Source organism: Thermoplasmata archaeon (genome assembly GCA_036395115.1).
Classification (GTDB): Archaea; Thermoplasmatota; Thermoplasmata; order RBG-16-68-12; family RBG-16-68-12; genus RBG-16-68-12.
The window spans coordinates 60,974-84,262 of record DASWDU010000039.1 but is presented as its reverse complement, the minus strand read 5'-3'; the positions used below and the strand labels follow the sequence as shown (position 1 = coordinate 84,262).

Annotated in this window: 20 protein-coding genes; 16 read left to right on the top strand and 4 right to left on the bottom strand. The window is 67.8% G+C overall.

From position 1 onward, the window contains the following. Position 1 precedes the first annotated feature (1 nt). From VF992_10075 to VF992_10065, 3 genes are all read right to left on the bottom strand, one after another. Positions 2–2,407, bottom strand: coding sequence for an SMC family ATPase (locus VF992_10075; protein HEX9341493.1), 2,406 nt, complete (start codon positions 2,405–2,407; stop codon positions 2–4). Continuing rightward, positions 2,404–3,591 carry a metallophosphoesterase gene (locus VF992_10070; GenBank protein ID HEX9341492.1) on the bottom strand — a complete coding sequence of 396 codons (1,188 nt, stop codon included), beginning with the start codon at positions 3,589–3,591 and terminating at the stop codon, positions 2,404–2,406. Before VF992_10070 ends, VF992_10075 begins: the two co-directional genes overlap by 4 nt. Before the next feature lie 99 nt (positions 3,592–3,690). Beyond that, positions 3,691–4,893, bottom strand: coding sequence for an FAD-dependent oxidoreductase (locus VF992_10065; protein ID HEX9341491.1), 1,203 nt, complete (start codon positions 4,891–4,893; stop codon positions 3,691–3,693). Between the two features lie 100 nt (positions 4,894–4,993). Between VF992_10065 and VF992_10060 the strand changes: the two genes are divergently transcribed. From VF992_10060 to trpA, 16 genes are all read left to right on the top strand, one after another. Beyond that, complete coding sequence (locus VF992_10060; GenBank protein ID HEX9341490.1) at positions 4,994–5,926, top strand: hypothetical protein; 933 nt, start codon at positions 4,994–4,996, stop codon at positions 5,924–5,926. Positions 5,927–6,012: 86 nt separating this feature from the next. Continuing rightward, positions 6,013–6,798: a 2-amino-3,7-dideoxy-D-threo-hept-6-ulosonate synthase gene (locus VF992_10055; GenBank protein ID HEX9341489.1), complete on the top strand. Its 786-nt coding sequence runs from the start codon at positions 6,013–6,015 to the stop codon at positions 6,796–6,798. A gap of 5 nt (positions 6,799–6,803) precedes the next feature. Next, positions 6,804–7,835, top strand: coding sequence for a 3-dehydroquinate synthase II (locus VF992_10050; protein ID HEX9341488.1), 1,032 nt, complete (start codon positions 6,804–6,806; stop codon positions 7,833–7,835). 1 nt (position 7,836) lies between these two features. Then, positions 7,837–9,321, top strand: coding sequence for a shikimate dehydrogenase (gene aroE / locus VF992_10045; GenBank protein ID HEX9341487.1), 1,485 nt, complete (start codon positions 7,837–7,839; stop codon positions 9,319–9,321). Next, positions 9,318–10,175 carry a shikimate kinase gene (locus tag VF992_10040; GenBank protein HEX9341486.1) on the top strand — a complete coding sequence of 286 codons (858 nt, stop codon included), beginning with the start codon at positions 9,318–9,320 and terminating at the stop codon, positions 10,173–10,175. The genes aroE and VF992_10040 overlap by 4 nt, the downstream gene beginning before the upstream one ends. Further along, positions 10,172–11,443, top strand: coding sequence for a 3-phosphoshikimate 1-carboxyvinyltransferase (gene aroA / locus VF992_10035; protein HEX9341485.1), 1,272 nt, complete (start codon positions 10,172–10,174; stop codon positions 11,441–11,443). Before VF992_10040 ends, aroA begins: the two co-directional genes overlap by 4 nt. Then, on the top strand, positions 11,440–12,513 hold the full coding sequence (aroC, locus tag VF992_10030; GenBank protein HEX9341484.1) for a chorismate synthase: 1,074 nt from the start codon (positions 11,440–11,442) through the stop codon (positions 12,511–12,513). Before aroA ends, aroC begins: the two co-directional genes overlap by 4 nt. 20 nt (positions 12,514–12,533) lie before the next feature. Further along, complete coding sequence (locus VF992_10025; GenBank protein HEX9341483.1) at positions 12,534–13,604, top strand: prephenate dehydrogenase/arogenate dehydrogenase family protein; 1,071 nt, start codon at positions 12,534–12,536, stop codon at positions 13,602–13,604. After that, positions 13,601–14,665 carry an aspartate-semialdehyde dehydrogenase gene (gene asd, locus VF992_10020; protein HEX9341482.1) on the top strand — a complete coding sequence of 355 codons (1,065 nt, stop codon included), beginning with the start codon at positions 13,601–13,603 and terminating at the stop codon, positions 14,663–14,665. The genes VF992_10025 and asd overlap by 4 nt, the downstream gene beginning before the upstream one ends. Further along, the gene (locus VF992_10015; GenBank protein ID HEX9341481.1) at positions 14,658–16,073 is read left to right on the top strand and encodes an aspartate kinase; all 1,416 of its coding nucleotides are present in this window, start codon (positions 14,658–14,660) and stop codon (positions 16,071–16,073) included. The genes asd and VF992_10015 overlap by 8 nt, the downstream gene beginning before the upstream one ends. Before the next feature lie 135 nt (positions 16,074–16,208). Beyond that, positions 16,209–16,979, top strand: coding sequence for a hypothetical protein (locus tag VF992_10010; protein HEX9341480.1), 771 nt, complete (start codon positions 16,209–16,211; stop codon positions 16,977–16,979). Beyond that, positions 16,976–18,298, top strand: coding sequence for an anthranilate synthase component I family protein (locus VF992_10005; GenBank protein HEX9341479.1), 1,323 nt, complete (start codon positions 16,976–16,978; stop codon positions 18,296–18,298). The genes VF992_10010 and VF992_10005 overlap by 4 nt, the downstream gene beginning before the upstream one ends. Beyond that, the gene (locus tag VF992_10000) at positions 18,295–18,879 is read left to right on the top strand and encodes an aminodeoxychorismate/anthranilate synthase component II (protein ID HEX9341478.1); all 585 of its coding nucleotides are present in this window, start codon (positions 18,295–18,297) and stop codon (positions 18,877–18,879) included. The genes VF992_10005 and VF992_10000 overlap by 4 nt, the downstream gene beginning before the upstream one ends. Further along, a complete protein-coding gene (gene trpD, locus VF992_09995; GenBank protein ID HEX9341477.1) occupies positions 18,876–19,922 on the top strand; it encodes an anthranilate phosphoribosyltransferase in 1,047 nt (348 codons plus the stop codon). The genes VF992_10000 and trpD overlap by 4 nt, the downstream gene beginning before the upstream one ends. Beyond that, a complete protein-coding gene (locus tag VF992_09990) occupies positions 19,909–20,676 on the top strand; it encodes an indole-3-glycerol-phosphate synthase (GenBank protein HEX9341476.1) in 768 nt (255 codons plus the stop codon). The genes trpD and VF992_09990 overlap by 14 nt, the downstream gene beginning before the upstream one ends. Positions 20,677–20,724: 48 nt before the next feature. Beyond that, positions 20,725–21,537 (top strand): tryptophan synthase subunit alpha, encoded by an 813-nt coding sequence (gene trpA / locus VF992_09985; GenBank protein ID HEX9341475.1) that lies wholly within the window; start codon positions 20,725–20,727, stop codon positions 21,535–21,537. A 58-nt stretch (positions 21,538–21,595) separates the two neighbouring features. Here the strand turns inward: trpA and VF992_09980 are convergent, their stop codons facing one another. After that, complete coding sequence (locus VF992_09980; GenBank protein ID HEX9341474.1) at positions 21,596–23,245, bottom strand: DUF885 domain-containing protein; 1,650 nt, start codon at positions 23,243–23,245, stop codon at positions 21,596–21,598. Positions 23,246–23,289 lie beyond the last annotated feature (44 nt).

Here is a 23,289-nt window from a genome sequence, read left to right as displayed (position 1 = left end):
CTCATGCGAGGACTTCCACCCGCGACTCCTGGCTGGGGGACATCGTCACGCGGATCCGGCCCGGGAACTTGTCGGCGACTTCGGCGAGATGGGTGATCAGGATGACTTTGTCGAAGAACTCCCCCATCCGGAAGAGCTTCTGGACGAACAACTCCCGCGAGACTTCCGTGTCGAGAGAGCCGAGGTCGCCCTCGTCGATGAACAGGGTCTTCATGCGGCCGAACGTGCGGCCGACTTGCGGCATCGAGGCGAGCTCTTTCGCGATCGCGAATCGCAGCGCAGCGTTGATTTGCGTCTTCTCGCCCCCACTGAACTCCCCGACGTCGTGCCACCTCTGGTCGACGCCCTGGACCCAGAAGTGGATGCCGTGGCCGCGTCCTTCCTCGTACGTCTCGAGCTTGATGCGGCTGAACCGGCCGTCCGTCAGCTCGGCGAGGTTCTTGGACGCCTCGATCTCGAGTTCCGGGAGCATCTGCTCAATCGCGTACATGACGACGCCCCGCTTGTGGAACACGCGGGTCACGAGGACGTCGACGATCTCGAGGCGCGACCGGATCTCGTCCCGCTTCCGCTCCGCCTGCGCGAGCCGCTTCGTGTCCGCCTCGAGCCGCTCAATCTGCGCGCGGAGCCCGGAGGCTCCTCCCTCGGCGGTGTGCATCGCTTTGCGTTCCCCCTCCAGGGATCGTCGTCTCGCTTCGAGGTCGGTTCGGGCGGCCTGGTACGCGTCCTCCTCCGGTTTGAGACGCGCGACCTCGGTGTCCAAGGCCGTGCGCTCCTCCTCGAGCGTTTGACGTCGTCCCTCGAGTTCCGCGATGCGGGCCGTGACCTGCGCGGCTTCCTTCAGAAGCGCCGCGAGTTCGTCCGCCCGCTTCCGCTTCGCGGCCTTCTCCTGCACGAGCCGCACCGTCTCCTCGGCGCGCGAGCGGTCCGTATCCGTGAAGGGGGCCGAGTCGAGGGCGCGCAGCGCATCCACCTTTTTCTCGTCAAGGGGCCCGAGGATTGCATGGCTCTCGTCTGCCTCCCTCTTCAGGTCCGCTTTCAGCTCCTCGACCTGCCGCGCATATTCCGTCAGGAGGAACGAGTCCGCATTGATCGCTTGGACCTTGGCGCGGGCGTTCTCGAGGGCCTTCTCCGCGCGCCGCCCCTCCTCCTCGAGTTCCCGGACGAGTTCCGCGCGGTCCGCGAGCCAGGTGAGCTCCCGATCGATCCGCGCGACCCGCTCCTCGAGCCGTCCTTCCGTCCGGAGGGAATCGAACGCGGCGTCGCGGTCCACGTCGGTCGTGAGCCCCGCGATCTTGCGGTGCAACGCGTCGATCTTGTCCTTGATCTGATCCCGACGCCGCTCGTGGTCCCGCTTCGCCTGCTCGAAGATTCGCTCGGCCGATTCCGCGTTCGATTTCAGGAGTTCGTGCGCGGCGCTCCGCTCCCGGAGCTTCTCCAGGATCTCGCGGAGCGTGTCGAGGTCCGCGACCCCCGATTCGAGATTTTTCAGTTCCGACTCGAGGGCCCTCGCGTGCTCGTTCGCCCGCCGCATCTCCTCGACGCGCTTCCGAATCCCATCAAGCTGCGCCGTCCGGTCGGCGAGCGCGCTCGTCGCGCGCACCCAGTCCGTGTGTCGTTGCTCGAGCGTCTTGAATCGCTCTTCAACCGCGGCCGCCTCGACCTCAAGGCCCGCGACCCGGGACCGAAGCGTTCGAATCTTCTCTTCAGCCTCCTCGAGTTGCGCGCGAATCGCAGGGAGAGTCCCGACGGCCTCGGCCCGGGCGGCGATCTCCGCCTCCTTGGCCTTCAGGTCCGTTTGAAGGAGGGCCCCTTGTTCCTTCGCTCGCTCGAGGGCTTTCTCGAAGATCTCGAGGCGGAAGAGCTTCTGGAACACCGCGAGGCGATTCGCGCCGCTCTGCGATCCGAGTTCCTTCATCTCCTCCTGCCGGACGAACGTCGCATTGCAAAACCCGACGTAATCGAGGCCGATGACCTCTCGGAGCGTCTGCTCCTTCTCGGGAATCGTCCCCTGGACGGCCTCGCCATCGCGGGAGACCTCGAGGTACGATTCCTTCTTCGTCGTGAAGCCTCGGGTGACGTCCCAGTGTTCGTCGCCCTGCCGGAACGCGATCCGGACGTACCCGCCGGGCCGGCAGATGTCGGACGTCTTGACGATCTTCAGGTCCGTCCGCGCGGTGTCGCCGAAGAGGGCGAACGTGATTGCGTCGAGGATCGACGACTTGCCCGCGCCCGTGCGGCCCGTGATGACCGTGAACTTCTCCGGGAACCGCAGCGGCGGGTCCGTCTTCTCGAGGTACCGCATGAACCCGCGCATCTCGATCTCCTCGAGGACGAAGCCCTCGCCGGAGGTCGAAGGCTCGAGGCTCGGGACCGCGGCGGCCTCGACCGCGTCGTCGTCCCTCATGCGAGGGCCTCCTTCAGGATGCGCTGCGCCTCCACCTTGATCGCCTCGCGCTTTGGGTGGTCGGCGAGCACCTTGTCGACGTACTCGGCGAGGAGCCGGCCCGGATCCAAGGTGAACTCGTCCGTCGAGGTCCGCGGCCGGCTCGACGAAAGGAACTTGACCTCGAAGTGGAACGCGTCGCGCAGTCGGTCCGCGAGGCGCTTCTCATCGAGGCGGCTCCGCAATTCGTCCGGAATCGTGATCTCGATCCGCACGAGATGGCCGGCGGTCTCCGGCGGGACCGCGTCGAGGACCGTCTTCGTCACGTCGTCCCCCATGCGGACCACGACCTCGACCTTGTCCATCGGCCGCGCCGGGAGCTCGACGAACGACCAGTCGCCATCCGGCCGGATCGCGAGGAAGCCTTTCGGATCGAGCCGCTCCCCCCAGTCGATTCGCTCCGGTGCGCCCGCGTACACGATTGTGCGGCCGACGACCTGGTGCATGTGGATGTGGCCGAACGCGACGAGGTCGACGGCATCGGGGATCATGTCGGGCGTGAAGGTGAAGTCGTTCGGGACGACTTCCGGCGAGGTCGTGCTCGCGAATCGCACGCCTTGGAATTCGAAATGGCCGAACAGGATCCGGAGGTCCGCGTCCCGAAGTTCGTCGGCGCGCGTGTGGATCCATTCCTTCCAGAGCTCCCGCGCGATTGTGTACGCGTCCTCTCGAGTTACCTCGCTCCCCAGCTCCCGGACCCGCTCGACCACCTGTTCCGGGTGCAGGTACGGCAGGAGGATGAATCCGATTTTGCGGCCATCGATCGTCCGCACCTCCGCCTTCGGCTCGCGGAAGACGCGGACGTGCGTGTATCCGCGGAAGTCGTCGAGGGACGTCGCGCGCGCGTTCCGGCGCGGTTGGTCGTGGTTCCCGGCGAGGAGCCAGACCTCGATGCCGGCGGCGCCGAGCGGCTCGATTACGTCGCGGCGGACCATCTCCCGGAACACGGGAGCGACGTGCGTGCGGTCGAACAGGTCGCCGAGGACACAGAACAGCGCGGCTTTGTGATCGATCGCCCACCGGGCCGCCTTCGCGAAGTTTCCGTGGAGGTCGAGCGCCCGCTCCGAGATGCCCGTCTCCGGGTCGATCCGGAAGTCGAAATTCAGGCCTTCGTGGACATCGCCCACGCAGACGATTTCGTGCATCCGCACGCGTGCAACGGGACGGCCCTACTTATAATGTCGACGAGATGGTTGGCGAAACTATCCGACGACCCGGCGCGGCGACGTCCGAGGGCCCGCGGCCTAGGGCAGGCGGTCGCCTCGGCGGGCGGGGAACGGCGCCTCCGGGCGGACTGGCGCTCGCTCCTGAAAACGGGACGTGCGGAGCGGGGCGATCCCTTCGGGTGTGCGATCGGTCGCGACGTACTCGGCGAGGAGCCGGCCCAGTGCGGGCGAGAGCTTGAAACCGTGGCCGCTCAACCCTGCCGCCACGAACAGTCCCCGCGGACCCGCAGCGTCGACGATCGGGTAGGCGTCCGGCGTGACGTCGTAGACGCCCGACCAGCCTCCCCGCGGTTGGGACCGCTCCATCGACGGGAACCGCTTCGAGAGGCGGGACCGCAAGTCGCGGACCGTCCTTGCGGGCACGGAGTCGTCCGCGAGCTCATGCCGCGCGATTGTCTTGCGAGGGCTTGTGTCCATGTACCCGGCCAGTGTATCCTTGTCCGCGTCCGGCCGCGAGTACGTGTTCCCGTAGAAATCGAAGTGGATCTTCGGCGGGGGTCCGAACCCGATCGGTCGGCGGAGAATCGCGACATCGCCGCGGACGAAACGGATCGGCAAGCGGACGCCGAGCGGGCGCGCGAGGGCCGCGGTCCAGTTGCCGGCGGCGAGCACGACGCGCTCCGTCTCGATGAGCCCGGCCCCGGGGAGCCGAACGCCGGTGACGTCCTTGTGTTTCGTGACGATGGACCGGACCGGGCGTCCCTCAAGGACAGTCGCCCCGCGACGCTCCGCGGCGCGCGCGAACCCCGTCGCCGTCGCGATCGGGTCCGCGTAGCCTGCGTCCGGATCGTAGACGAGGGCTTCGTAATCGGAGGCATCGAGCGAGGGCTCGGCGGACGTCGCTTCCCCGGGCGTCAGCCGGACCGCCCGGACGCCCTCCTGCTGCATGAGGCCGAGCAGCGCGTCGAACGCCGGGACGTCCCGCGTTCGCGCCCCGGAGAGGAAGCCGGTCGTTCGGAAGTCGCACGAGAAGCCCGTCTCGGCGGCGAATCGCTGAAAGAACCCTAGGCTCTCGCGGGCAAGTCGGATCCCGAGGCGGGCCTCGTAATGCTGCCGGACGAGGGCACCGCTGTGCCCGGTCGCGCCGGAGGCGATGTGGCCTTTGTCGACGAGGACCACGCCGAGGCCTCGCCCCGCCAGGTGGAACGCGACGCTCGCCCCGATGCAGCCGCCGCCCACGACCACCACCTCGGTCCGTCTCGGCGCGCTTGGAGCCGTCATCGGCCCGGAAATTGAGTCGGGCCTTTATCGGCATTTCGATTGATTTACATTTACGCACATGAATATATATCGACGCTCGATTCGACAATCCTTATCTCGCATGACCCGCGATGAGGCCGGCGTGCCGGATGCGTGGCAGATCGGCCTCGACGAGGAGCGGGCGCGCGTCGCGATCGTGGGCTGCGGCGGGGCCGGCTGCAACACGTTGCGTCACGTCACGGCACCCCCGAACGCCATCCGCATCGCGGTGAACGACGCTCCGCACCCGTCCATGGCCGAGGCGGCCGCCCGGATCCTGATCCCGGCGACGTCCCTCCAAGCGCACGCGACGATGGATGCGAAGGCCGTGCCCCAGATGGAGACGGACGAGGAGAAGGCGATCGCCTCCGTATTGTTGGACCGGGACGTCGCCCTGATCATCGGCGGCCTCGGGGGACTCCTCGGCGGCTGGGGGATGAGCCTCGTCGGCCGCGTCGCTCGGATTCTCGGCGATGCCAGCGTGGCGTTCGTGACGGTGCCCTTCACGATCGAGGGGCCGATCCGCCGGCAGCTGGCTGAGGCGCAGCTTCGCCTCTTGCAAAGCCGCGCAGACGGCGTCGTCACATTCAGCAACGACGGGCTCCTGCGGGTCGCCCGCGACCTCCCGCTCGGGAAGGCGTTCGCCGCGCTCGGCGGGATCATGGCGAAGCCCGCGGCGAGCCTCTCGCGGGTCCTCGCTCGGTCCGACGTCGGCCCGCTGCGGCGGATGCTCGCCGGGGTCCGCGACTGGCGGTTCGGGATGGGCAGCGGTCGGGATCTCCATCGGTGTTTCCTCGCCGTTGAGGAGGCGTACGCCTCGCCGTGGTTCACGTCCCTGCCCGAGGAGATCAGCCACGCACTCGTCTTTGTGTCTGTGCCGGAGCCGGCACACGAGGTGCCGGAGGTCTTGCGACAAATCCGGCTGCGGTCGCCGAACGCCGTCCTCGCCTGGGCTGATCTGTCGTCGCCGAGCGCCGACGAGCGGGCGTCTGTACAGATCCTGGCCGGCACGTGATCGGCGTCCCCGCGCGGCTCGAGACGAGCGCAAGTTGATATACGTCGTCATCCTCCGGGCGTGCTACGGACTCGCACGGGTGGCCTATGTCCTCGATCGGGAAGGAAATCCGGATTCGCCGCGTCTTGGTCGGCGGCAAGGCCCTCATCGTCGCCATGGACCACGGGGTCTCGTCCGGTCCGGTGTCAGGCCTCGAGGACATCCGGAAGGCCGTCGCGAACGTGGCGAAGGGCGGTGCGACCGCGGTCGTCTTGCACAAAGGCGCGGTACGGTTCGCCAAGGACTATTTCGACGAGAAGCTCGCCCTCATCCTTCATCTGAGCGCATCGACTTCCCTGAGCGCTCGCGCCGACCGGAAGGTCCTCGTGACCGGGGTTGAAGAGGCGATCTCCTTCGGTGCGGACGCGATTAGCGTGCACGTCAACATCGGCGGGGAGGACGACGATCGAATGATCGAGGACCTCGGGGCGACGGCGGCCGCGTGCGACCGTCTCGGCTTCCCGTTGCTCGCGATGATGTACCCCCGGGGTCCGAAGGTCCGGAACCCGTTCGACGTCGATGTCGTGAAGCACGTCGCGCGGGTGGGGGCGGAGCTCGGGGCCGACGTCGTCAAGACGCTGTACACCGGATCTCCGGACACCTTCCGGGAAGTCGTCCGAGGCTGTCCCGTGCCCGTCGTCGTCGCAGGGGGTCCAAAGCTCGACTCGGAACGGGCCGCGCTCGAGATGGTCGAGGGCGCCCTCGCCGGCGGCGCGGTCGGCGTGTCGATGGGCCGGAACATTTTCCAGGCGAAAGATCCGATCGGCACGACGCGGGCGATCGCCCGCATGATCTTCGACGGGGCCTCTCTCTCGGACGTCTATCGCGGGTGAGTCCCATGGACCGCTTGGTGTGGGTGGGGGCCCTCCCCCCCAAGGACAAGGCAGACGTTCGGTCGATCGTCTCGACCGCGCTCGAGGCCGGGTTCGATCAGATCGTATTGGCGGCACCCGACCCCTCGCTCGCGCGGCTCGGCCGCTTCTCGCCGATTTTCCTGAAGGACGACACGTTCCTTTTCGACGGCGAGTCGATCGGCCGCCTTGCGACGATCCGCTCCGCCAAAGACGAGTCGGCCGTGCGCGCTCTGCGGGGGACGACGAAGCACGTCGTCGTGCGAACGGAGGACTGGAAGGTCATCCCGCTGGAGAACCTGATTACGCACTTCCAGGGAAGCGGCACTCGCCTCCTCGTCGAAGTCCACGATGCCGCCGAGGCGAAGCTCTTCTTCGAGACGATGGAGGTCGGCGTGGACGGCGTCCTCCTGGCAACGTCCGTTGCGAAGGAGGTCCGCGCGCTGCGGTCCGTCCTCGAGTCGTCACGTGAGACCGTACCGCTCGTCCGAGGGACGGTCACCTCGATTCGGCCGCTCGGCCTCGGCGACCGCGTGTGCGTCGACACTTGCTCGTTGCTGCGGAGCGGGGAGGGCATGCTCGTGGGGAACAGCTCGGCGGGCCTCTTCCTCGTCCACGCCGAGACGTTCGAGTCGGGATACGTCGGCGCGCGGCCTTTCCGTGTCAACGCGGGCGCCGTGCACGCGTACATCTACCTGCCCGACGGCCAGACGAAGTATCTCAGCGAGTTGCGCGCCGGGGACGAGGTCCTCGCGGTCGATTCGACGGGCCATGCGCGGTCAGTGATCGTCGGGCGCCTGAAGATCGAACGCCGGCCGCTCGTGCTCGTCGAAGCGGAGGCGGGCGGGCGCCGCGTCTCGACGATCGTCCAGAACGCGGAGACGATTCGCTTCGTCACCCCGTCCGGGGGTGCGGTCTCCGTCGGGGAGATCCAGGAGGGCGACGCGGTGCTCCTGCGAACGGAGGAGGGCGGCCGGCATTTCGGGATGCGGATCCAGGAGACCATCTCGGAGCGCTGACATGACGAAGGTCGCGGCGGTCATCTTGGCGGATGGCGTCGCGGATGCGCAACGCCAGGCGCGGATGGCGCTGGCGGCCGGCGCGGACCTCGTCGAGCTGCGGTTGGATCGAATCCGCGACGTGGGCGTCGGCGATGTGCGTCGGTTCGCCTCGGCGGTCGGCCCTCGATCGATCCTCACGGTCCGATCGGCGTCGCAAGGCGGGTCCGGCCACCTGACTGAAGCGCGCCGCCGCGACCTCCTCAAGGAAGCTTGCACCCGGCCCTTCGCCTACGTCGACATCGAACTCGAACGGGACGGCCCGCGCGCGACGGAACTGGCCCGCCTCGCGAGACGGCATCGCGCGACTCTCATCGTTTCCCACCATTTCTCCCGGCCCTCCGGCCTCGGGCAGGTGCGGGAGGCGTTGGACGCGTGCGCGGCGATCGGACCCGTCGCGAAGGTGGCGGTCCCCGTCGAAACGATCGACTCGGCGATTGAACTCGGGGATCTCGCGAGGACCGAGGTCGACCGCGGGCGTCGGCTCGTCCTGATCGGGATGGGGGCGGCGGGCATGCTCACCCGCGCGGGTGCGGGATCCGTGGGGCAAGAGATTCAGTTCGCCTCTGCGGGACCCCTCGCGGCGCCGGGGCAACTGTCGCTCGCGACCGCGAAACGACTCCGCGTGCGGGATTCGTGGGTGCTCGGTCTCGTGGGGCATCCGCTGGGGCACTCGCTCTCGCCCGCGATCCATGAGGCGGGCCTCGAAGCGCTCGGTCTTCCGGGAACCTATCTTCCGTTCGACGTGGATGCGGCCGGTCTGGAGTCCCTCTTGGCCGCGGCGGACCGCTTCCGGATCCGCGGATTCAACGTCACGATTCCGTATAAGGAGTCGATCGTGGAGGCGCTCGACGAGCTGGACGGCGACGCCGAGGGGCTTGGTGCGGTGAACACAGTCGTCGTCGGCGACGGCTGGACGAAAGGCCACAACACGGACGTCTTCGGCTTCCGCCTATCGTTGCGGTCCCTCGGGTTGCGGGTCGGAGAGCGTCGGGTCCTCGTGATCGGCGCCGGCGGCGCCGCGAAGGCCGTGGTCCATGTGCTCCTGCGCGAGGGCGCGAGCGTCGCGGTCGCGAACCGAACCGCCGCGCGGGCGGAGGCGCTGGCGGACGCGTTCGACGAGCCGATCGAGATCCTTCCGGTCGAACGACTCGACCGAAGCGGTCCGTGGGACCTCGTCGTGAATGCGACCCCGCTCGGGACGAAGGGATTCGCGGCGGATCTGCCGGTGCCCGAAACCGTGATCGCGAAGGCAGGGTTCGTGTACGACCTCGGCTACAACCCGCCGGACACCGCGCTCCTCGCCGCGGCGAAGCGGCTCGGGAGGCCCCACGCGTCCGGCCTCGAGATGCTCCTTCATCAAGCCGCAAAATCGTTCGAATTGTGGACGGGCCGGTCGCCGCCGGTGAACGCGATGCGCCGCGCCGCGAAGGAGGCCCTCGCGTGAAATCTCAAGCCACCTGTTTCGGCGCCGGGACGATCGTGAACGCGATCGCGACGGGGAAGGGCGTGGCGTTCGGGCTCGCCCTCCAGGCCACCGCGACCGCGGAGGCCCGACCCGAGGGGTTCGGCGTGCGGGTGCACGTCCCCGCCTCCATCGACCCGGCCCTCGCGCAGTCGAGCGCGACGCGTGTGCTCCGGCGCAGCCGGCGGAGAGCCGGTCTCGAAGTCTCCGTCGATTCCGACATCCCGGCCTCCCGGGGGCTCAAGAGCAGTTCCGCTGTGGCGAACGCCGTCGTCTTAGCGAGCGCCCGGGCCCTCGGCCTAGAACTCGAGCCCTGTCAGGTCATCCGGATCGGCGTGGATGCCGCCCTGGATGCCGGCGTCACGATCACGGGCGCGTTCGACGACGCGTGCGCCTCCTTCTTCGGGGGCGTCGTCGTGACGAATAACGCCGCCAGGAAGCTTCTTGCCTCCGGCCGCCTCCCAGAGGGTCTCGTGGCCGTCGTCCAGATCCCGCGCCGGACCATCCGCAAGCCGAGCCTCCGAGGGACGGACTTCTCGGCGATTCGCCCCCAAGTCGAGGAGGCGTTTCGTCTCGCCTTGGACGGGGAATACTTCCGCGCGATGGAGGCGAACAGCGCGGCGTACGCGCCGCTCCTCGGCGTGGACGAGGGGCCCGCCATCCGGGCGCGAGCCGCCGGCGCGGTGGCCGCCGGGGTCACGGGGACAGGACCGGCGATCATCGCCCTGGTGAAACCGGCCCATGTCGACGCGGTCCGCCGCGCCATGGGCGACGGGGATTCAGAAATCCGCGTCGTCGGGCTGAACACCACCGAGTCGCGGGAGGTCGCGGCGTGAGGTACCGCGCGATTCCCTCAACCGTCTCCGGGACGATCCGCGCCCCGCCATCGAAGAGCGTTACGCACCGCGTGATCGTCATGGCCGCGCTGTCCGGTGGACCGTGTCGGATCCGCCACCCGCTTCGGTCTGAGGACACGGACGCGACGGCGTCGGGCATGGCGGCGTTCGGCGTCGACATCGCAACCAGCGATGACGATTTCCGGGTGTCCGGCGGGCCCCTCCAGGCCCCCGCGAAGCCGATCGACGCGAGAAACTCCGGGACGACGCTTCGGCTTCTCGCCGGCGTCGCCTCCCTCCTCGACGGCACGACGACCCTGACGGGGGACGCGGGCCTTCGAAAGCGGCCGGTCGGACCGCTGCTCGAGGCGCTCCAAACGCTCGGCGCACGTGCGGAGTCTCTCGGCGGCGGGGGTTCCCCACCCATCCGCGTCGGAGGGGTCCTCCGCGGTGGATCTGCGACGATTCCCGGCGACGTCAGTTCCCAGTTCCTCTCAAGCCTCCTCATCGCGTGTCCGCTCGCCCGGAACCCCTCGGAGATTCGCGTCCTCCCGCCGGTCCGATCCGAGCCGTACATCGAGATGACGCGCTGCCTGATGCGCCGATTCGGCGTAGAGTCAATCGCGGACCGCGAGACCTACCGCGTCGCCGGCGGGCAGAGATACGTGCCGATTGATGTCGACGTGCCCGGCGACTTCTCGTCGGCAGCGTTCCCGCTCGCCGCCGCCGCGCTGACCGGAGGCGACGTCACGGTCTCCGGCCTGGAGCTCGAGGGGCCGCAGGGGGATCGCCGCGTCGTGGAGGTCCTGCGTTCCTTCGGCGCCCGCGTTGACGTCGACGGGGATCGGGTCCGGGCCCGCGGCGGGGAACTCGTCGCACAGACCGTCGACGTCGGCGACACGCCGGACCTCTTCCCCGTCCTCGCGGTGCTCGCGACGCAAGCCGCAGGCGAATCGCGGTTCATCAACGGGAGGCACCTCCGATGGAAGGAGAGCGACCGGATCGATGCCGTCGTCTCGATGCTCCATGCCCTCGGGGCGCCCGCGCAGGCGACGGAGGACGGCTGCCTGGTGAGAGGCCCGAGTCGTCTCCGGGGGGCGTTCGTCGACGCGCGCGGCGATCACCGTGTCCTCATGGCGGCGGCCGTCGCGGGCCTCGCGGCGGAGGACCCGGTCGACATCTCGGATCCCTGGTGCTTCCGCGTCTCATACCCGACGTTCCTCGATGACCTGCGATCCCTCGGCGCCTTGCACGCGGTGGTCGGATGAACACGATCGGCGTGCGCTACCGGACGACGATCTTCGGGACGAGCCACGGCCCGTTCGTCGGGTGCACGATCGAGGGCCTCCGCGCCGGGACGCCGGTGGACGCGGAGTTCGTCCAGTCCCAGTTGGACCGCCGCCGCCCCGGACAGAGCCTCCTCACGTCTCAGCGGAAGGAGGAAGACCGCGTGGAGTTCACGGAAGGCGTCCGCGGCGGTGCGGCGACCGGCGAACCGATCGTCGCGATCATCCGGAACGAGGACGTGCAATCGAAGTCGTACGCGGACAACGCGCGGGTGCCGCGGCCGGGGCACGGAGACTTCGCCGCCCTGCGAAAGTATGGCGGGAAGAGCGACTTGCGCGGCGGAGGGCAGCTTTCCGGGCGGATGACCGCCCCGCTCGTCGTGGCCGGCGCCATCGCCCGCGGACTCCTGAGGGAGCGGGAGATCCGGTTCTACGCCCATGCGGCCCAGGTCGGCGGGGTGGTCGCCCGGGCCGTGACTCCCGCCGAGATCGAGGCGAACGTAGAGCGCACGCCGGTTCGGTGCGCGGACCTCGACGCGGCGGATCGCATGATCGCGGAGATTGAGGTCGCCCGGAAAGACCGGGACAGCGTCGGCGGCATCATCGAGGCCGTGGTCACGGGCCTCCCGGCGGGGGTGGGGGAACCGTTCTTCGATTCCGTGGAGTCGGCCTTGGCGCATCTGATGTTCTCGATTCCCGCGGTCAAGGGGATCGAGTTCGGCGCCGGATTCCGGGCGGCGGCGATGCGCGGCAGCGAACACAACGATCCGTTCGTCGTCGAGTCGGGGCGCGTGGTCACCGCCACGAACCATGCGGGCGGGATCCTCGGGGGGATCACGGACGGCATGCCGGTCACGTTCCGGGTCGTCGTGAAGCCGACCGCATCGATCGCGAAGCCGCAGCAATCCGTCGACCTCGAGACGATGCAGCGGATGGAGGTCGTCGTCACGGGCCGCCACGATCCCTGCATCGTGCCGCGCGCGGTGCCCGTCGTCGAGAATGCGGCGGCGATGTCCGTCCTCGATCTCATGCTCGTGGGGGGATTCATCTGAGCGATGCGGAAATCGCCCGGTTGCGCGAGGAAATTGCGGATGTCGACACGGAGATCGTCGGACTCGTCGCGAAGCGACTCCATCTCGCGGCGCAAGTCGGAGTGGAAAAGAAGCTCCTTGAGAGGCCCGTTCGGGACGAGGAGGCCGAGAAGCTCGTGCGCACCCGCATCCTGACGGAATGCGTGGCCCGCGATCTCCGTCCGGTTTTCGCGGGAGACCTCGCAAGCCTCCTGATCGACGAATCGGTCCGTCGCCAGCAGGCCGTCCGGACGCCGTCGCCGCGCCATCAAAGAATCCTCGTGGTCGGCGGCGCGGGACAGATGGGCCGGTGGCTGTGCCGCTACTTCCGGTCGCGGGGGTTTGAGGTCGTCGTCAACGACATCGCAGGCCCCCTCGAGGGATTCCCGTTCGAACCGGACCTGCGGCGTGCGGTCCGCGAAGCCGACGTCGTCGCCGTGTCCGTCCCGATGTCCGTCTCGGCCGACGTCCTTCGGACGATCGCCGAGATGAAGCCCATGGCGCTCGTGTTCGACATCGCCAGCCTCAAGGCCCCGGTCGAGGAACGGCTCCGGGCGATGGGGCGCGCGGGGTTGCAGGTCGCGAGCGTGCATCCGATGTTCGGCCCGAACCTCTGGCCTCTCTCGAGCGGCAACATCACCTTCAGCGACTGCGGCAACGCCGTCGCGGTCCTCGAGGCGAAGGAGCTCTTCCGGCCGAGCGGTGCGTCCTTCGTCGACGTCTCGCTCGACCACCACGACGAATTCATGGCGTTCCTCCTCGGGCTGAGCCACCTCTGCCTCCTGACGTTCGCGAGGTGCGTCGCCCACAGCCCCTTCGACCTCGCCGGCCTGAAGCGGCCCGCGGGCACGACGTTCTCCCGCCTCTCCATCGCGGCCGCCGGGCTCCTCGCCGATCCGCCGGCGCTGCTGCGGGACATCCAGGCGTTGAATCCGCACACGCCGGCGATCCATCGTTGGGTCCACGACGTCCTCGAGGACTGGCGGAAGGCGACCACTGCCACCGACGGATCCGAATTCCTCCGGCTGATCGAGGAGGCCCGCGCCTATTTCGAGGGAGGTACGCCGCTGTGACGAAGGTCCCCGTGGCGGTCCTCGGTGCGACGGGGAACATCGGGCAACGGTTCGTCGGCTTGCTCCAAGACCATCCCATATTCGAGATCGCGGCCCTCGGCTCGTCCGAGCGAAAAGCCGGCGGACGCCTCGGGGAGTTCTGGCGCCTCGAGGATGTGCCTCTCAACGCCCACGTCGGGGAGATGCAGCTCCGGCCGATCGACGTTAAGACACTCGTTCGCGCGGACGTCACCGCGGCGTTCAGCGCGCTCCCATCCGACTTCGCGGGGGAAATTGAGACTGACGCCGCGCGCGCCGGGATCAAGGTCTTCTCGAACGCCTCGTCCCACCGGATGGATGCGGACGTCCCGCTCCTCGTTCCCGAGGTGAACCCGGATCACCTCGCCCTCGTCGAGCGACAACCGTCGTTCAAGGAAGGCGGCATGCTCGTGACAAACCCGAATTGCTCCGTCACCGGACTCGCGCTCGTGCTTCGGCCGCTCGCGAATGCCTTCGACTTCTCGGAAGTTCACGTCGCCACCTACCAGGCCCTCTCCGGGGCCGGATACCCGGGCGTGTCGTCGCTCGACATCACGGGGAACGTGTTGCCGTTCATCGAGGACGAGGAGGAGAAGATCCGGCGGGAGGCGAAGAAACTCCTCGGCAGTCGGTCCGACGGCATCGCGCCAAGCGCGATCGACGTGTGGGCGAACTGCGCGCGTGTCGCCGTGCGGGATGGCCATCTCGAGGCCGTTTCCATTCCACTCCCGCAGGATGCAAGTCGCGAAGACGTCGCGAAAATTCTGTCGGCGTTTCGCGGCGAGCCGCAGCGATACGAGCTGCCGACGGCCCCGAGGGAGCCGATCCTGGTCCGGTCGGAGGACAACCGACCCCAGCCCTTGCTGGACCTCCTTGGGGGAGAGCCGACGCGAGCACGCGGCATGGCCGCGACGGTCGGCCGGATCCGCGTGACGGATCGCAACCTCCGATTCTTCGTGCTTTCGCACAACACGATCCGCGGCGGTGCCGGCGGCAGCGTCCTGAACGCGGAGCTCGCGCATCGGAGAGGGTACCTTGGCTGAGCCCTGGAAAGTCGCGAAGTTCGGCGGCAGCTGCGTGAGCGACCCGGAGATGTACGACCGCATGGCGAAGGCCGCGCGAGCGGACCCCTCCCGCAAGTTCGTCGTCGTGTCCGCGATTGCCGGCGTCACCGATTCCCTCGTTGCCACCCTCGCGAAGCCGCGGGACGAGAAGGAAATCGATCTGTTCATCGCGGAGCTGAGGCGGCTCCACCTGGGCCTCCTGCCGCGGTCGCCCGGAACCCCCGACGCGAGCGTCGAGACCGTCGAAGCCCTCGTGACGAAACTCGAGCGCCTCCTGTACGGCGTCGCCTACACGGAGGAAATCACGGCGCGGACGCGGGACTTCATCCTGTCGTTCGGCGAGCGGCTCGCCACCCAGATCGTCGCCGCGAACCTCGCGAAACGCGGGGTCGATGCCCGCGCGCACGAAGCGGACGTGATCGGCGTCGTCACGGACGACACCTACGGGAACGCGAGCGCGCTGCTGGACGAGACGCGCGCACGTCTTGCGCCCTTCCTCAAGAGGCAGGCCCAGGCGGGCCACGTGAGCGTCATCACCGGATTCTTCGGCTTGTCGCAAGAGGGCAAGACCGCGACGTTCGGACGGGGCGGGTCCGACTACAGCGCCGCCGTTGTCGCCTATGCGCTCAAGCTGCCGACGATCGAGATCTGGAAGGACGTCGGCGGATTCATGAGCGCGGATCCGAAGATCGTGCCGGAGGCGTTCCCCCTCGCCGCCCTTTCGTACGACGAAGCCGCCGAGCTCTCGTACTTCGGCGCGAAGGTCCTCCACCCCCGATCGGTGCGGCCCGCGCAGATGTGCGGCGCGTCGATCATCCTGAAGAACATCTACGAGCCCGACGAGGTTGGCACACGGATCGGACCCGACACGGTGGACCGGAGCGGGGACGTCAAGAGCATCTCGTACGTCCGGAATCTGACGACTCTGAAAGTCTTTGGCACGGGGGCCGGACCGAAGGAGAGCCTCCTCTCGCTCGTGGCGACGGCCTTGGCCGACGCGGGCATCAACGTGTATAGTGCGGCGACGTCGCAGACCTGTATCGCGTTCCTCATCGACGCAGATGCCGTCTCCCGGGGGAAGCGGTTGCTAACCCGGCTGCCGGCCGGTATCGTCGAGCGAATCGAAACGTCGCCCCACGCGTCCCTCATCGGTTTCGTCGGGGAAGGGCTCGGGTATGCGCATGGCGTCGCCGCCCGGATTTTCCGGGCCGTGGCGGAACGAGGGATCAACGTCCAGCTGATTTCGGCGGGCGCTTCGATGGTCGCCTACACGTTCACCGTGGATGACAGGGATCTCGAGGGAGCCGTCCAGGCGGTTCACCGCGAGTTCTTCGGCCGCGGGCATCCTCGGCCCGAGATGACGGCGGCTCCGCGAAGCGACCCCTAGCTCGGGATCGGCCCCCAGGAGGAGGCTCCCTGGCCGCATTTATAGAGTTGTATAAAATACAATAATGCATAAATATTATGCCTAGTTTCCAGAAACGGGCATACCGGGGAGAAAACGTTGGGCGCTCTCGGACTTGTGACACCACGCGGCCGGCTGGAGAGGGCCGATCGCCGAATCTTCCTCTTGGCTCTGGATCACGGTCTCCCCTCCGGACCGGTTCTTGGGATCGAGAGGCCCGCGGACTTTCTGCGCTCGCTTCGCGGGGTTCCCTTCTCCGGCGTCCTTGCGAATCCGGGCATGGTCCGATTCATCGCGGGCGAGATCCCCCCGTCGACGGGTTTAGTGGTCCATCTTTCGGCGAGCACGGTCCTTGGTGTGAGATCCCGGTCGAAGGTCATCTCGTCGACCGTCGAGCACGCGGTGTCCCTCGGAGCCGACGCGGTCTCGGTCCAGGTTTCGTTCGGCGATTCTCGGGAGGACACGATGATCGCGGATGCGGGACGCATCGTGGATGCCGCGAATTCGTTCGGTGTCGCGGTCGTGCTCATGGCGTCCGCTCCCGCGGAACCGGGTGGGCCGTCCGTCGACTGGGCGGCCGCGGCCCACGCCGCTAGGGCCGCCGCAGAGATCGGCGCGAGTATCGTTCAGACGAACTACGCCGCGGACCCGCACGGCGTCCGCGAAATCGTCCGCGGGTGTCCCGCGCCCGTCGTCGTGGCGGGTGGCCCGCGGACCTCAGAGGACGCGTTCATCGAGACCCTCCGCGCGACGCTCGATGCCGGCGCGGCCGGTGTGTGCGTCGGTCGTCAGATTTTCCAAGCCGCGGATCGCGTCGCCATCGCGCGTCGGATCGCTGAGGCGGTGTTTGGACGCGCGCAACCCCTCGTCGAGGAGGCGATTCGGTGAAGCGTGTGCCGCTGGACCCACACATCGATCCGTACGCGCTGTTCGCCGCATCGCGGGACGAATACCCGCATGCGTTCATCCTCGAGAGCCTCACGGGTCCCGCGCGGCTCGCGGAACACACGTACGTCGGCTTCGACCCCGCGGTGATCATCTCCTACCGCGCGGGTGTGCTGCGGTCGAACGGCGAGACGATCAAGACGGATCGGCCGATCGCCGCGTTGCGATCAATCCTCTCGGCGTACGCGGCGCCGGGAGTCCCGGGTCGGTACATCGGCGGCCTGGTCGGGTACGTGTCGTACGAGTTCGTCCACAACCTCGATTCGGTACCTGCCCATGCGGACTCGCCCTTTCCCGAGTTCGAGTTCGGCCTGTATCTCGACGGCGTGATTGTGGACCACGTCCGGAAACGTGCGGAGTACTTCGCCCACGGCGACTCCCGCGTCGAGGACCTTCCAAAGTCCACCGAGACCGCACCGCAGCTCCGCACCGATGGCCCGAAGCCGCAAACTCCCCCGGAGTGGTTCATGGACTCGGTCGTGAAGGCGAAGGAGACGATCGCCGAGGGCGAGGCGTTCCAGGTCGTCCTCTCCCGCCGCGACTGCGGCCGCATGTCGGGCGACCCGCTCGCCCTCTACGGCGCCCTGCGTTCGCTGAGCCCGAGCCCCTACATGTACTACCTCGACTTCGGGGTGCGTCGGGTGATCGGCGCGAGCCCGGAGATGCTCCTCCGCGTGGAGGATCGCACGGCGACGACGTTCCCGATCGCGGGCACGCGACCGCTCGGCACGACGCTGTCGCAGATGGATCGGTTCAAGGCGGAGCTCCTCGCAGACCCGAAGGAGCGGGCGGAGCACAACATGCTCGTGGACCTCGCGCGGAACGACCTCGGGAAGGTGTGTCGGTTCGGGACCATCCGACTGCCGCAGTACATGGCCGTCGAGCGGTACAGTCACGTGCAGCACCTCGTGTCCATCGTCGAGGGGGAGCTCGCGCCGGGCAAGGACGGGCTCGATGCGTTCGCCGCGATGTTCCCCGCCGGGACGGTTTCCGGCGCGCCGAAGCCGCGGGCGATGGAGATCCTCCACCGACTCGAGGGGACCGCCCGCGGGCCCTATGCGGGCGTCGTCGGCTACCTGTCCCTGAACGGAAACCTCGATACCGCAATCGCCATCCGGACCCTCTTCGCGGATGGGCCGACGTACTACCTTCAGGCGGGCGCGGGGATCGTCGCGGATTCGGATCCGGCGAGGGAGTGGATGGAGACCGAGCACAAGCTCGAAGCCTTACGGGCTTCGCTCCGGGAGGCGGCCGCCGCATGAAGGTCCTCGTCATCGACAACTACGATTCGTTCGTGTACAACCTATATCAGTCGATTGGAGAGATCGGCGCGACCCCGGTCGTGCATCGCAACGACGCGATCACGATGAACGAAGTGCGGGACCTCGCCCCGGACGCGATCGTCCTCTCCCCGGGCCCCGGCCACCCGATGAATGCGCGCGACTTCGGCGTGTGCGGGGACATCCTCCAGGAACTGGGCCGCACGACCCCGACGCTCGGCGTGTGCCTCGGCCATCAAGGAATCGCGACCGCGTACGGCGGCCGCGTCGGCCACGCGGCCCGGATCCTCCATGGGAAAACGAGCGTTGTCCACCATGATCGCCGCACGATTTTCGAAGGCTTGCCGAATCCAATCGTTGCGGGCCGGTACCACTCCCTCGCGATCGAGCGGGATTCGTTGCCGGACAACCTCGAGGTGAGCGCGACCTCAGACGACGGCGAGATCATGGCTGTCCGCCACCGCGAATTCCCGATCGAGGGCGTGCAATTCCATCCGGAGTCGATCCTCACCCCGGACGGGCCCGCGATTTTGCGGAACTTCCTGGAGGGGGCGAAGCGATGATTCGTGAGGCGATCGCGGGCCTCGCGGACGGTCGGTCGCTCGGATTCGACGCGGCGCGGGACGCGATGGGGGAGATCATGGACGGCCTCGCGACGCCCGCGCAGATCGGCGCGTTCCTGATGGGCCTCCGGATGAAGGGTGAAGGGCCGGACGAGATCGCCGGCATGGCGACGGCGATGCGGGAGCGTTGCGCCGCCATCCGACCTCCGGACAACGGACGCGTCGTCGACCTCTGCGGGACCGGCGGCGCGCGCGTCACGACGTTCAACGTTTCGACGATTGCGATGTTCATCGTCGCGGCGGCCGGGGTCGTCGTCGCGAAGCACGGGAATCGCGCGATCACAAGCCGCTGCGGGAGCGCCGACCTCCTCGAGGCGCTGGGGGCCCGCGTGGATCTCGAGCCGCTGCAGGTCGAGCGGATCCTTCACGCCCACCACGTCTGCTTCATGTTCGCGCCGAAGTTTCATCCCGCCATGAGGCAAGCGACGGGGCCGCGGTCGGAACTCGGTCTCCGAACCGTCTTCAACATCTTGGGGCCCTTAACGAATCCCGCCGGCGCAAAGGGGCACCTTCTGGGCGTGTTCAGCCCGGACCTCGTTCCGCTCCTGTCGAAGGTCGCCGTCCGGTTGGGGATCGAGCACGCCCTCATCGTGCACGGACAGGCGGGCATCGACGAGATTTCGACGTCTGGCCCGACAATAGTCAGCGAGGTCATCGACCGGGAAGCGCGGCAGTACATCCTCAACCCGGAGGATCTCGGGTTCGAGCGGGTGGAGCCTCGGGCGTTGGAGGGAGCCGATCCTGCGGTGGCGGCCGATGTGGCGTTGCGAATCCTGAGGGGGGAGCGTGGGCCGAAGCGGGATATGCTCCTCGCGAATGCGGCCGCCGGCATCTATGTTGGAGGAAGGGCCGCCTCTTTGGTGGAAGCGGTCCCCCTCGCCGCGGAAGCGCTCGACTCCGGGAAGGCCCTCGAATCACTCCGAACGTTCGTGAAAGCCACGGGCGGGAGCCTGTCCAAGGTCGAGGACGATGGACGAGCTTAGCCGCCTCGTCACGAATGCGCGTCGCCTCGTACGGGAGGGCTACTATCGCGTCGCTGACCGGGCGAATCCAGCGCCATCGTTCCTCGGATTCCTCGAGGCTCCAGACCGGCCGGCCGACGTGATTGCGGAGATCAAGTTCGCGTCACCGTCGGGGGGCCTCGTGCGGGAAACGCTTGATTTCGAAGACATCCTCGCGCGAATGGTCGCGACAAAGCCGCTGGGTCTTTCGATCCTCGCGGAGCCGAGAATCTTCGGCGGCAGCCTGGATTTCGTCCGCAGCGCGTCGCGCCATGGTCTCCCGGTCCTCATGAAAGACATCGTAGTGGACCCGGCGCAGGTCGAGGCCGCCGCATCCTCCGGCGCGTCCGCGGTGCTCGTCATCCAGACGCTCTTTTCTCGCGGCCTCCTCGAGGGAGCGTCGCAGGGCCTGATCGATGCCGCCCATGATCAAGATCTCGAAGTGATTCTCGAGGTCCATACAATGCGGGAGTGGGACGAGGCGATCCGGACGGACGCGAACATCTTCGGGATCAACAATCGCGATCTATCCACGATGAAGGTCGACCTTCGGACGACCGCGAATCTCCTGTCCTCGAGGACGAAAGATCGTCCTGTCATCGCGATGAGCGGGATTGAGCGACGAGACCAAGTCGAAGCCCTACTCGCGGCCGGGGCGGACGCGGTCCTCGTTGGGACGTCGATCATGACCGCCCCGGATCCGGCTCGGAAGCTGGAGGAGCTCCTCCATGGCTAAGACCGCGGCGCCGCGGCTACCGCCGCAACGGCGCAAGGGGAGCTCGCTGTGACTCGGATTGCACGGGCGTTCGAACGCGCCCGCATCGGACATCGGGCCGCACTCATCACGTATCTCATGGCGGGCGATCCGGACCTGAGGCGGACGGACGCCCTGGCCCTCGCCTGCGAAGCGGGCGGCGCGGATATCCTCGAGCTGGGAATTCCCTTCTCCGACCCGATTGCCGACGGTCCGGAAATCCGAGAGGCCGCGCAGCGGTCCCTCCGCGGGGGCACCCGCCCCGGCGACGTCCTATCTCTCGCCGCGTCGCTTCGGACGCGGACCGAGATTCCTCTCGTCGTGATGACGTACCTGAACCCCGTGCTCGCAATGGGCGTGGAGGCCTTCGCGGAGCGTATCGCGGACGCCGGAGTCGACGGTCTGCTTATCCCGGATGTCTCGTCGCAGACCTCCGATGAACTACGGGACGCCCTCGACGGGTCGGGCGTGGACCATGTCCAACTCGTCGCCCCCGCGACCCCGCCGGATCGCGCCGCGGCGATCGCCGGTGCGTCGCGGGGCTTCCTGTACGTAGTTGCTCACCACGGCACGACGGGCATCCGGTCGAAGCTCCCGGAGGACATCGAGAACCGGATTGCCTCCTTGCATCGGGTCACGAACCTTCCCTTGGGCGTGGGGTTCGGCGTGTCGACGCGGGACCACGTCCGTACCCTCGCCTCCCGGGGGGCCGATGGGATCGTCGTTGGGAGCGCGATCGTCCGCCTCGCCGCGGAGAACCCGGATCCGGACCGTGTGCGGGACTTCGTGGCGGATCTCGCCGCCGGCCTTCCCCGGGAGGCGGCCGCGTTCCGGGTCGATTGAGGCAACGATCCGTGACTCGCATGCAGCGGCTCGCGCCTGTGCTCGGCCATTCGACGTGTCAGAGGGCGGGCCCTGCATCGGGCCCGAGGAGATGTTCGCGCGCGAGTCCGAGCGGGGGTGCGCCGAACGCGAGGAGGGAATCGTGGAACTCGCGCAGCGTCGCATCCTTGTGCTTCGAGAACCAGTCCGTCCGCAGCTTCTTGATCATCAGCTTCCCCAGCGTGTAGTTCAAGTAACCGGGGTCCCACGTCCCACGCTTCGCCTCCCGCTCCGCGGGCAGCCGGTCGAGGTATGCGTTCTCCATGAAGAACCGAGTCGCGTCTTCCCACGACCATCCGCCCGTGTGCATCATGATCGAGGAGATGTAGCGGCAGTCGCGCAGGAGCGCATCTTGGAGTTGCGCGAGCCTCAGCCGAAGGTCGCCGAAGCCCTGGTCGGGCATCATCTCCTCGCAGTAGTGCGCCCAGCCCTCGGTGAACGCGTACGAATAGTAGGAGCGCAGCACCGCCGACTTCACGCGCCGTCGGTGGAAGAAGTGGACGTAGTGGCCCGGGTAGCACTCGTGCACCGAGATGTTCCGCAGGCTCGTGTAGTTCAGGTGACGCAGCCACTCCTCTCGCTTCTCCGGCGCCCAGTCGTCTTCGACCGGGGTGACATAGTAGAAGGCCTCTTTCGCGACTTTCTCGAAGCTCCCCGGGGAGTTCATCGCCGCGGTCGCGAAGCGGTAGAAGCGGGGCGTCTCGATCGCCTGCGCCCGCTCCTCCGACGGGACGGCGATGATGTCGTGGTCCACCACGTACTGCCGGATTTCTTCGAGCATCTGGCGGGTGTCCTCGATCAGCGAGTCCGCGGTCGGATGGTCCCGCTCGATTTCTTCGAGGACCCCCGCGGGCGTCTTCGAGGCGTCGATTTGCTTCGCGACCTCCTGGAGTCTAATCCGGTTCTCCTTCAGATCCGCACGGCCCACCTCGAGCAACCGCTCGATCGGGATCTTCGCCAGGTGCTCGGCGTAGATCATCCGCGCGTACTTCGCTCGGCCGAGCGCGAAATCCGCCTTGATCCGGGGCTTGAACTCTCCCTGGAGGGCCTTGACGAACCGCTCGAGTTCTGACTTCGCCCTGTCGTTCGTCCGCCCGACGAGGTCCCTCACGGCGGGGGAAGCCTTCGCGAGGTGTTCAGGCAGCTCCCTCGAGTACGAATCGAGGATCCCCCGCGCCGCCATCTCGCCCACTTCGTAGAACGTCTCGGCGAGGCGGCGATCGAGGATCGCTCGAAGGTCCTTCAGAAATCGCGGAACGTCCGCCTGCAGGTTCGCGACGGCGCGCATGCGCCGGTCGAACGGCGCGTAGCTCCGCAACAGGTAGTTCACGATGTTCATCCGATACAGGGAGTAGGTCGGAAGGCTCCACGGCCGCCGACGATCCTCGATGTCCGAAAGCTCGGTCAGGAGCATTCCTCGGAGGACGCCGAGCTCGAGCTTCGCGTTCGGGGAGAGTCCGTCCCGAGTGGCAAATCGATCGAGGGACTCGAGGTGCCGTCGCGTCGTCTGGGCGAAACGCCGCACCGACGAAGGCGTGTAATGCGGCAATCGGCCGTCGTACGCGTGCAAGCCCGATGAGGCCGCGAGCGTCGGATGGAATGTCCGATAGTCGTTCAGGACTTGTCGGGCGAGCTTCGGGAACGAGGAGAGGGCCTTCTTCTTCGCCATGTTTCTCCCGCGGCCGTCCAAGGATCTTCGAGCGGAAAAGGCTT

What these genes read in the sequence shown, in the direction of transcription:
- VF992_09980 (HEX9341474.1), bottom strand. Translation starts at nt 23,245, where the DNA reads ATGGCGAAGAAGAAGGCCCTCTCCTCGTTCCCGAAGCTCGCCCGACAA.
- trpD (HEX9341477.1), top strand. Translation starts at nt 18,876, where the DNA reads ATGATTCGTGAGGCGATCGCGGGCCTCGCGGACGGTCGGTCGCTCGGA.
- VF992_10060 (HEX9341490.1), top strand. Translation starts at nt 4,994, where the DNA reads ATGACCCGCGATGAGGCCGGCGTGCCGGATGCGTGGCAGATCGGCCTC.
- VF992_10070 (HEX9341492.1), bottom strand. Translation starts at nt 3,591, where the DNA reads ATGCACGAAATCGTCTGCGTGGGCGATGTCCACGAAGGCCTGAATTTC.
- VF992_09990 (HEX9341476.1), top strand. Translation starts at nt 19,909, where the DNA reads ATGGACGAGCTTAGCCGCCTCGTCACGAATGCGCGTCGCCTCGTACGG.
- aroE (HEX9341487.1), top strand. Translation starts at nt 7,837, where the DNA reads ATGACGAAGGTCGCGGCGGTCATCTTGGCGGATGGCGTCGCGGATGCG.
- VF992_10000 (HEX9341478.1), top strand. Translation starts at nt 18,295, where the DNA reads ATGAAGGTCCTCGTCATCGACAACTACGATTCGTTCGTGTACAACCTA.
- VF992_10065 (HEX9341491.1), bottom strand. Translation starts at nt 4,893, where the DNA reads ATGACGGCTCCAAGCGCGCCGAGACGGACCGAGGTGGTGGTCGTGGGC.
- VF992_10075 (HEX9341493.1), bottom strand. Translation starts at nt 2,407, where the DNA reads ATGAGGGACGACGACGCGGTCGAGGCCGCCGCGGTCCCGAGCCTCGAG.
- VF992_10055 (HEX9341489.1), top strand. Translation starts at nt 6,013, where the DNA reads ATGTCCTCGATCGGGAAGGAAATCCGGATTCGCCGCGTCTTGGTCGGC.
- VF992_10050 (HEX9341488.1), top strand. Translation starts at nt 6,804, where the DNA reads ATGGACCGCTTGGTGTGGGTGGGGGCCCTCCCCCCCAAGGACAAGGCA.
- aroC (HEX9341484.1), top strand. Translation starts at nt 11,440, where the DNA reads ATGAACACGATCGGCGTGCGCTACCGGACGACGATCTTCGGGACGAGC.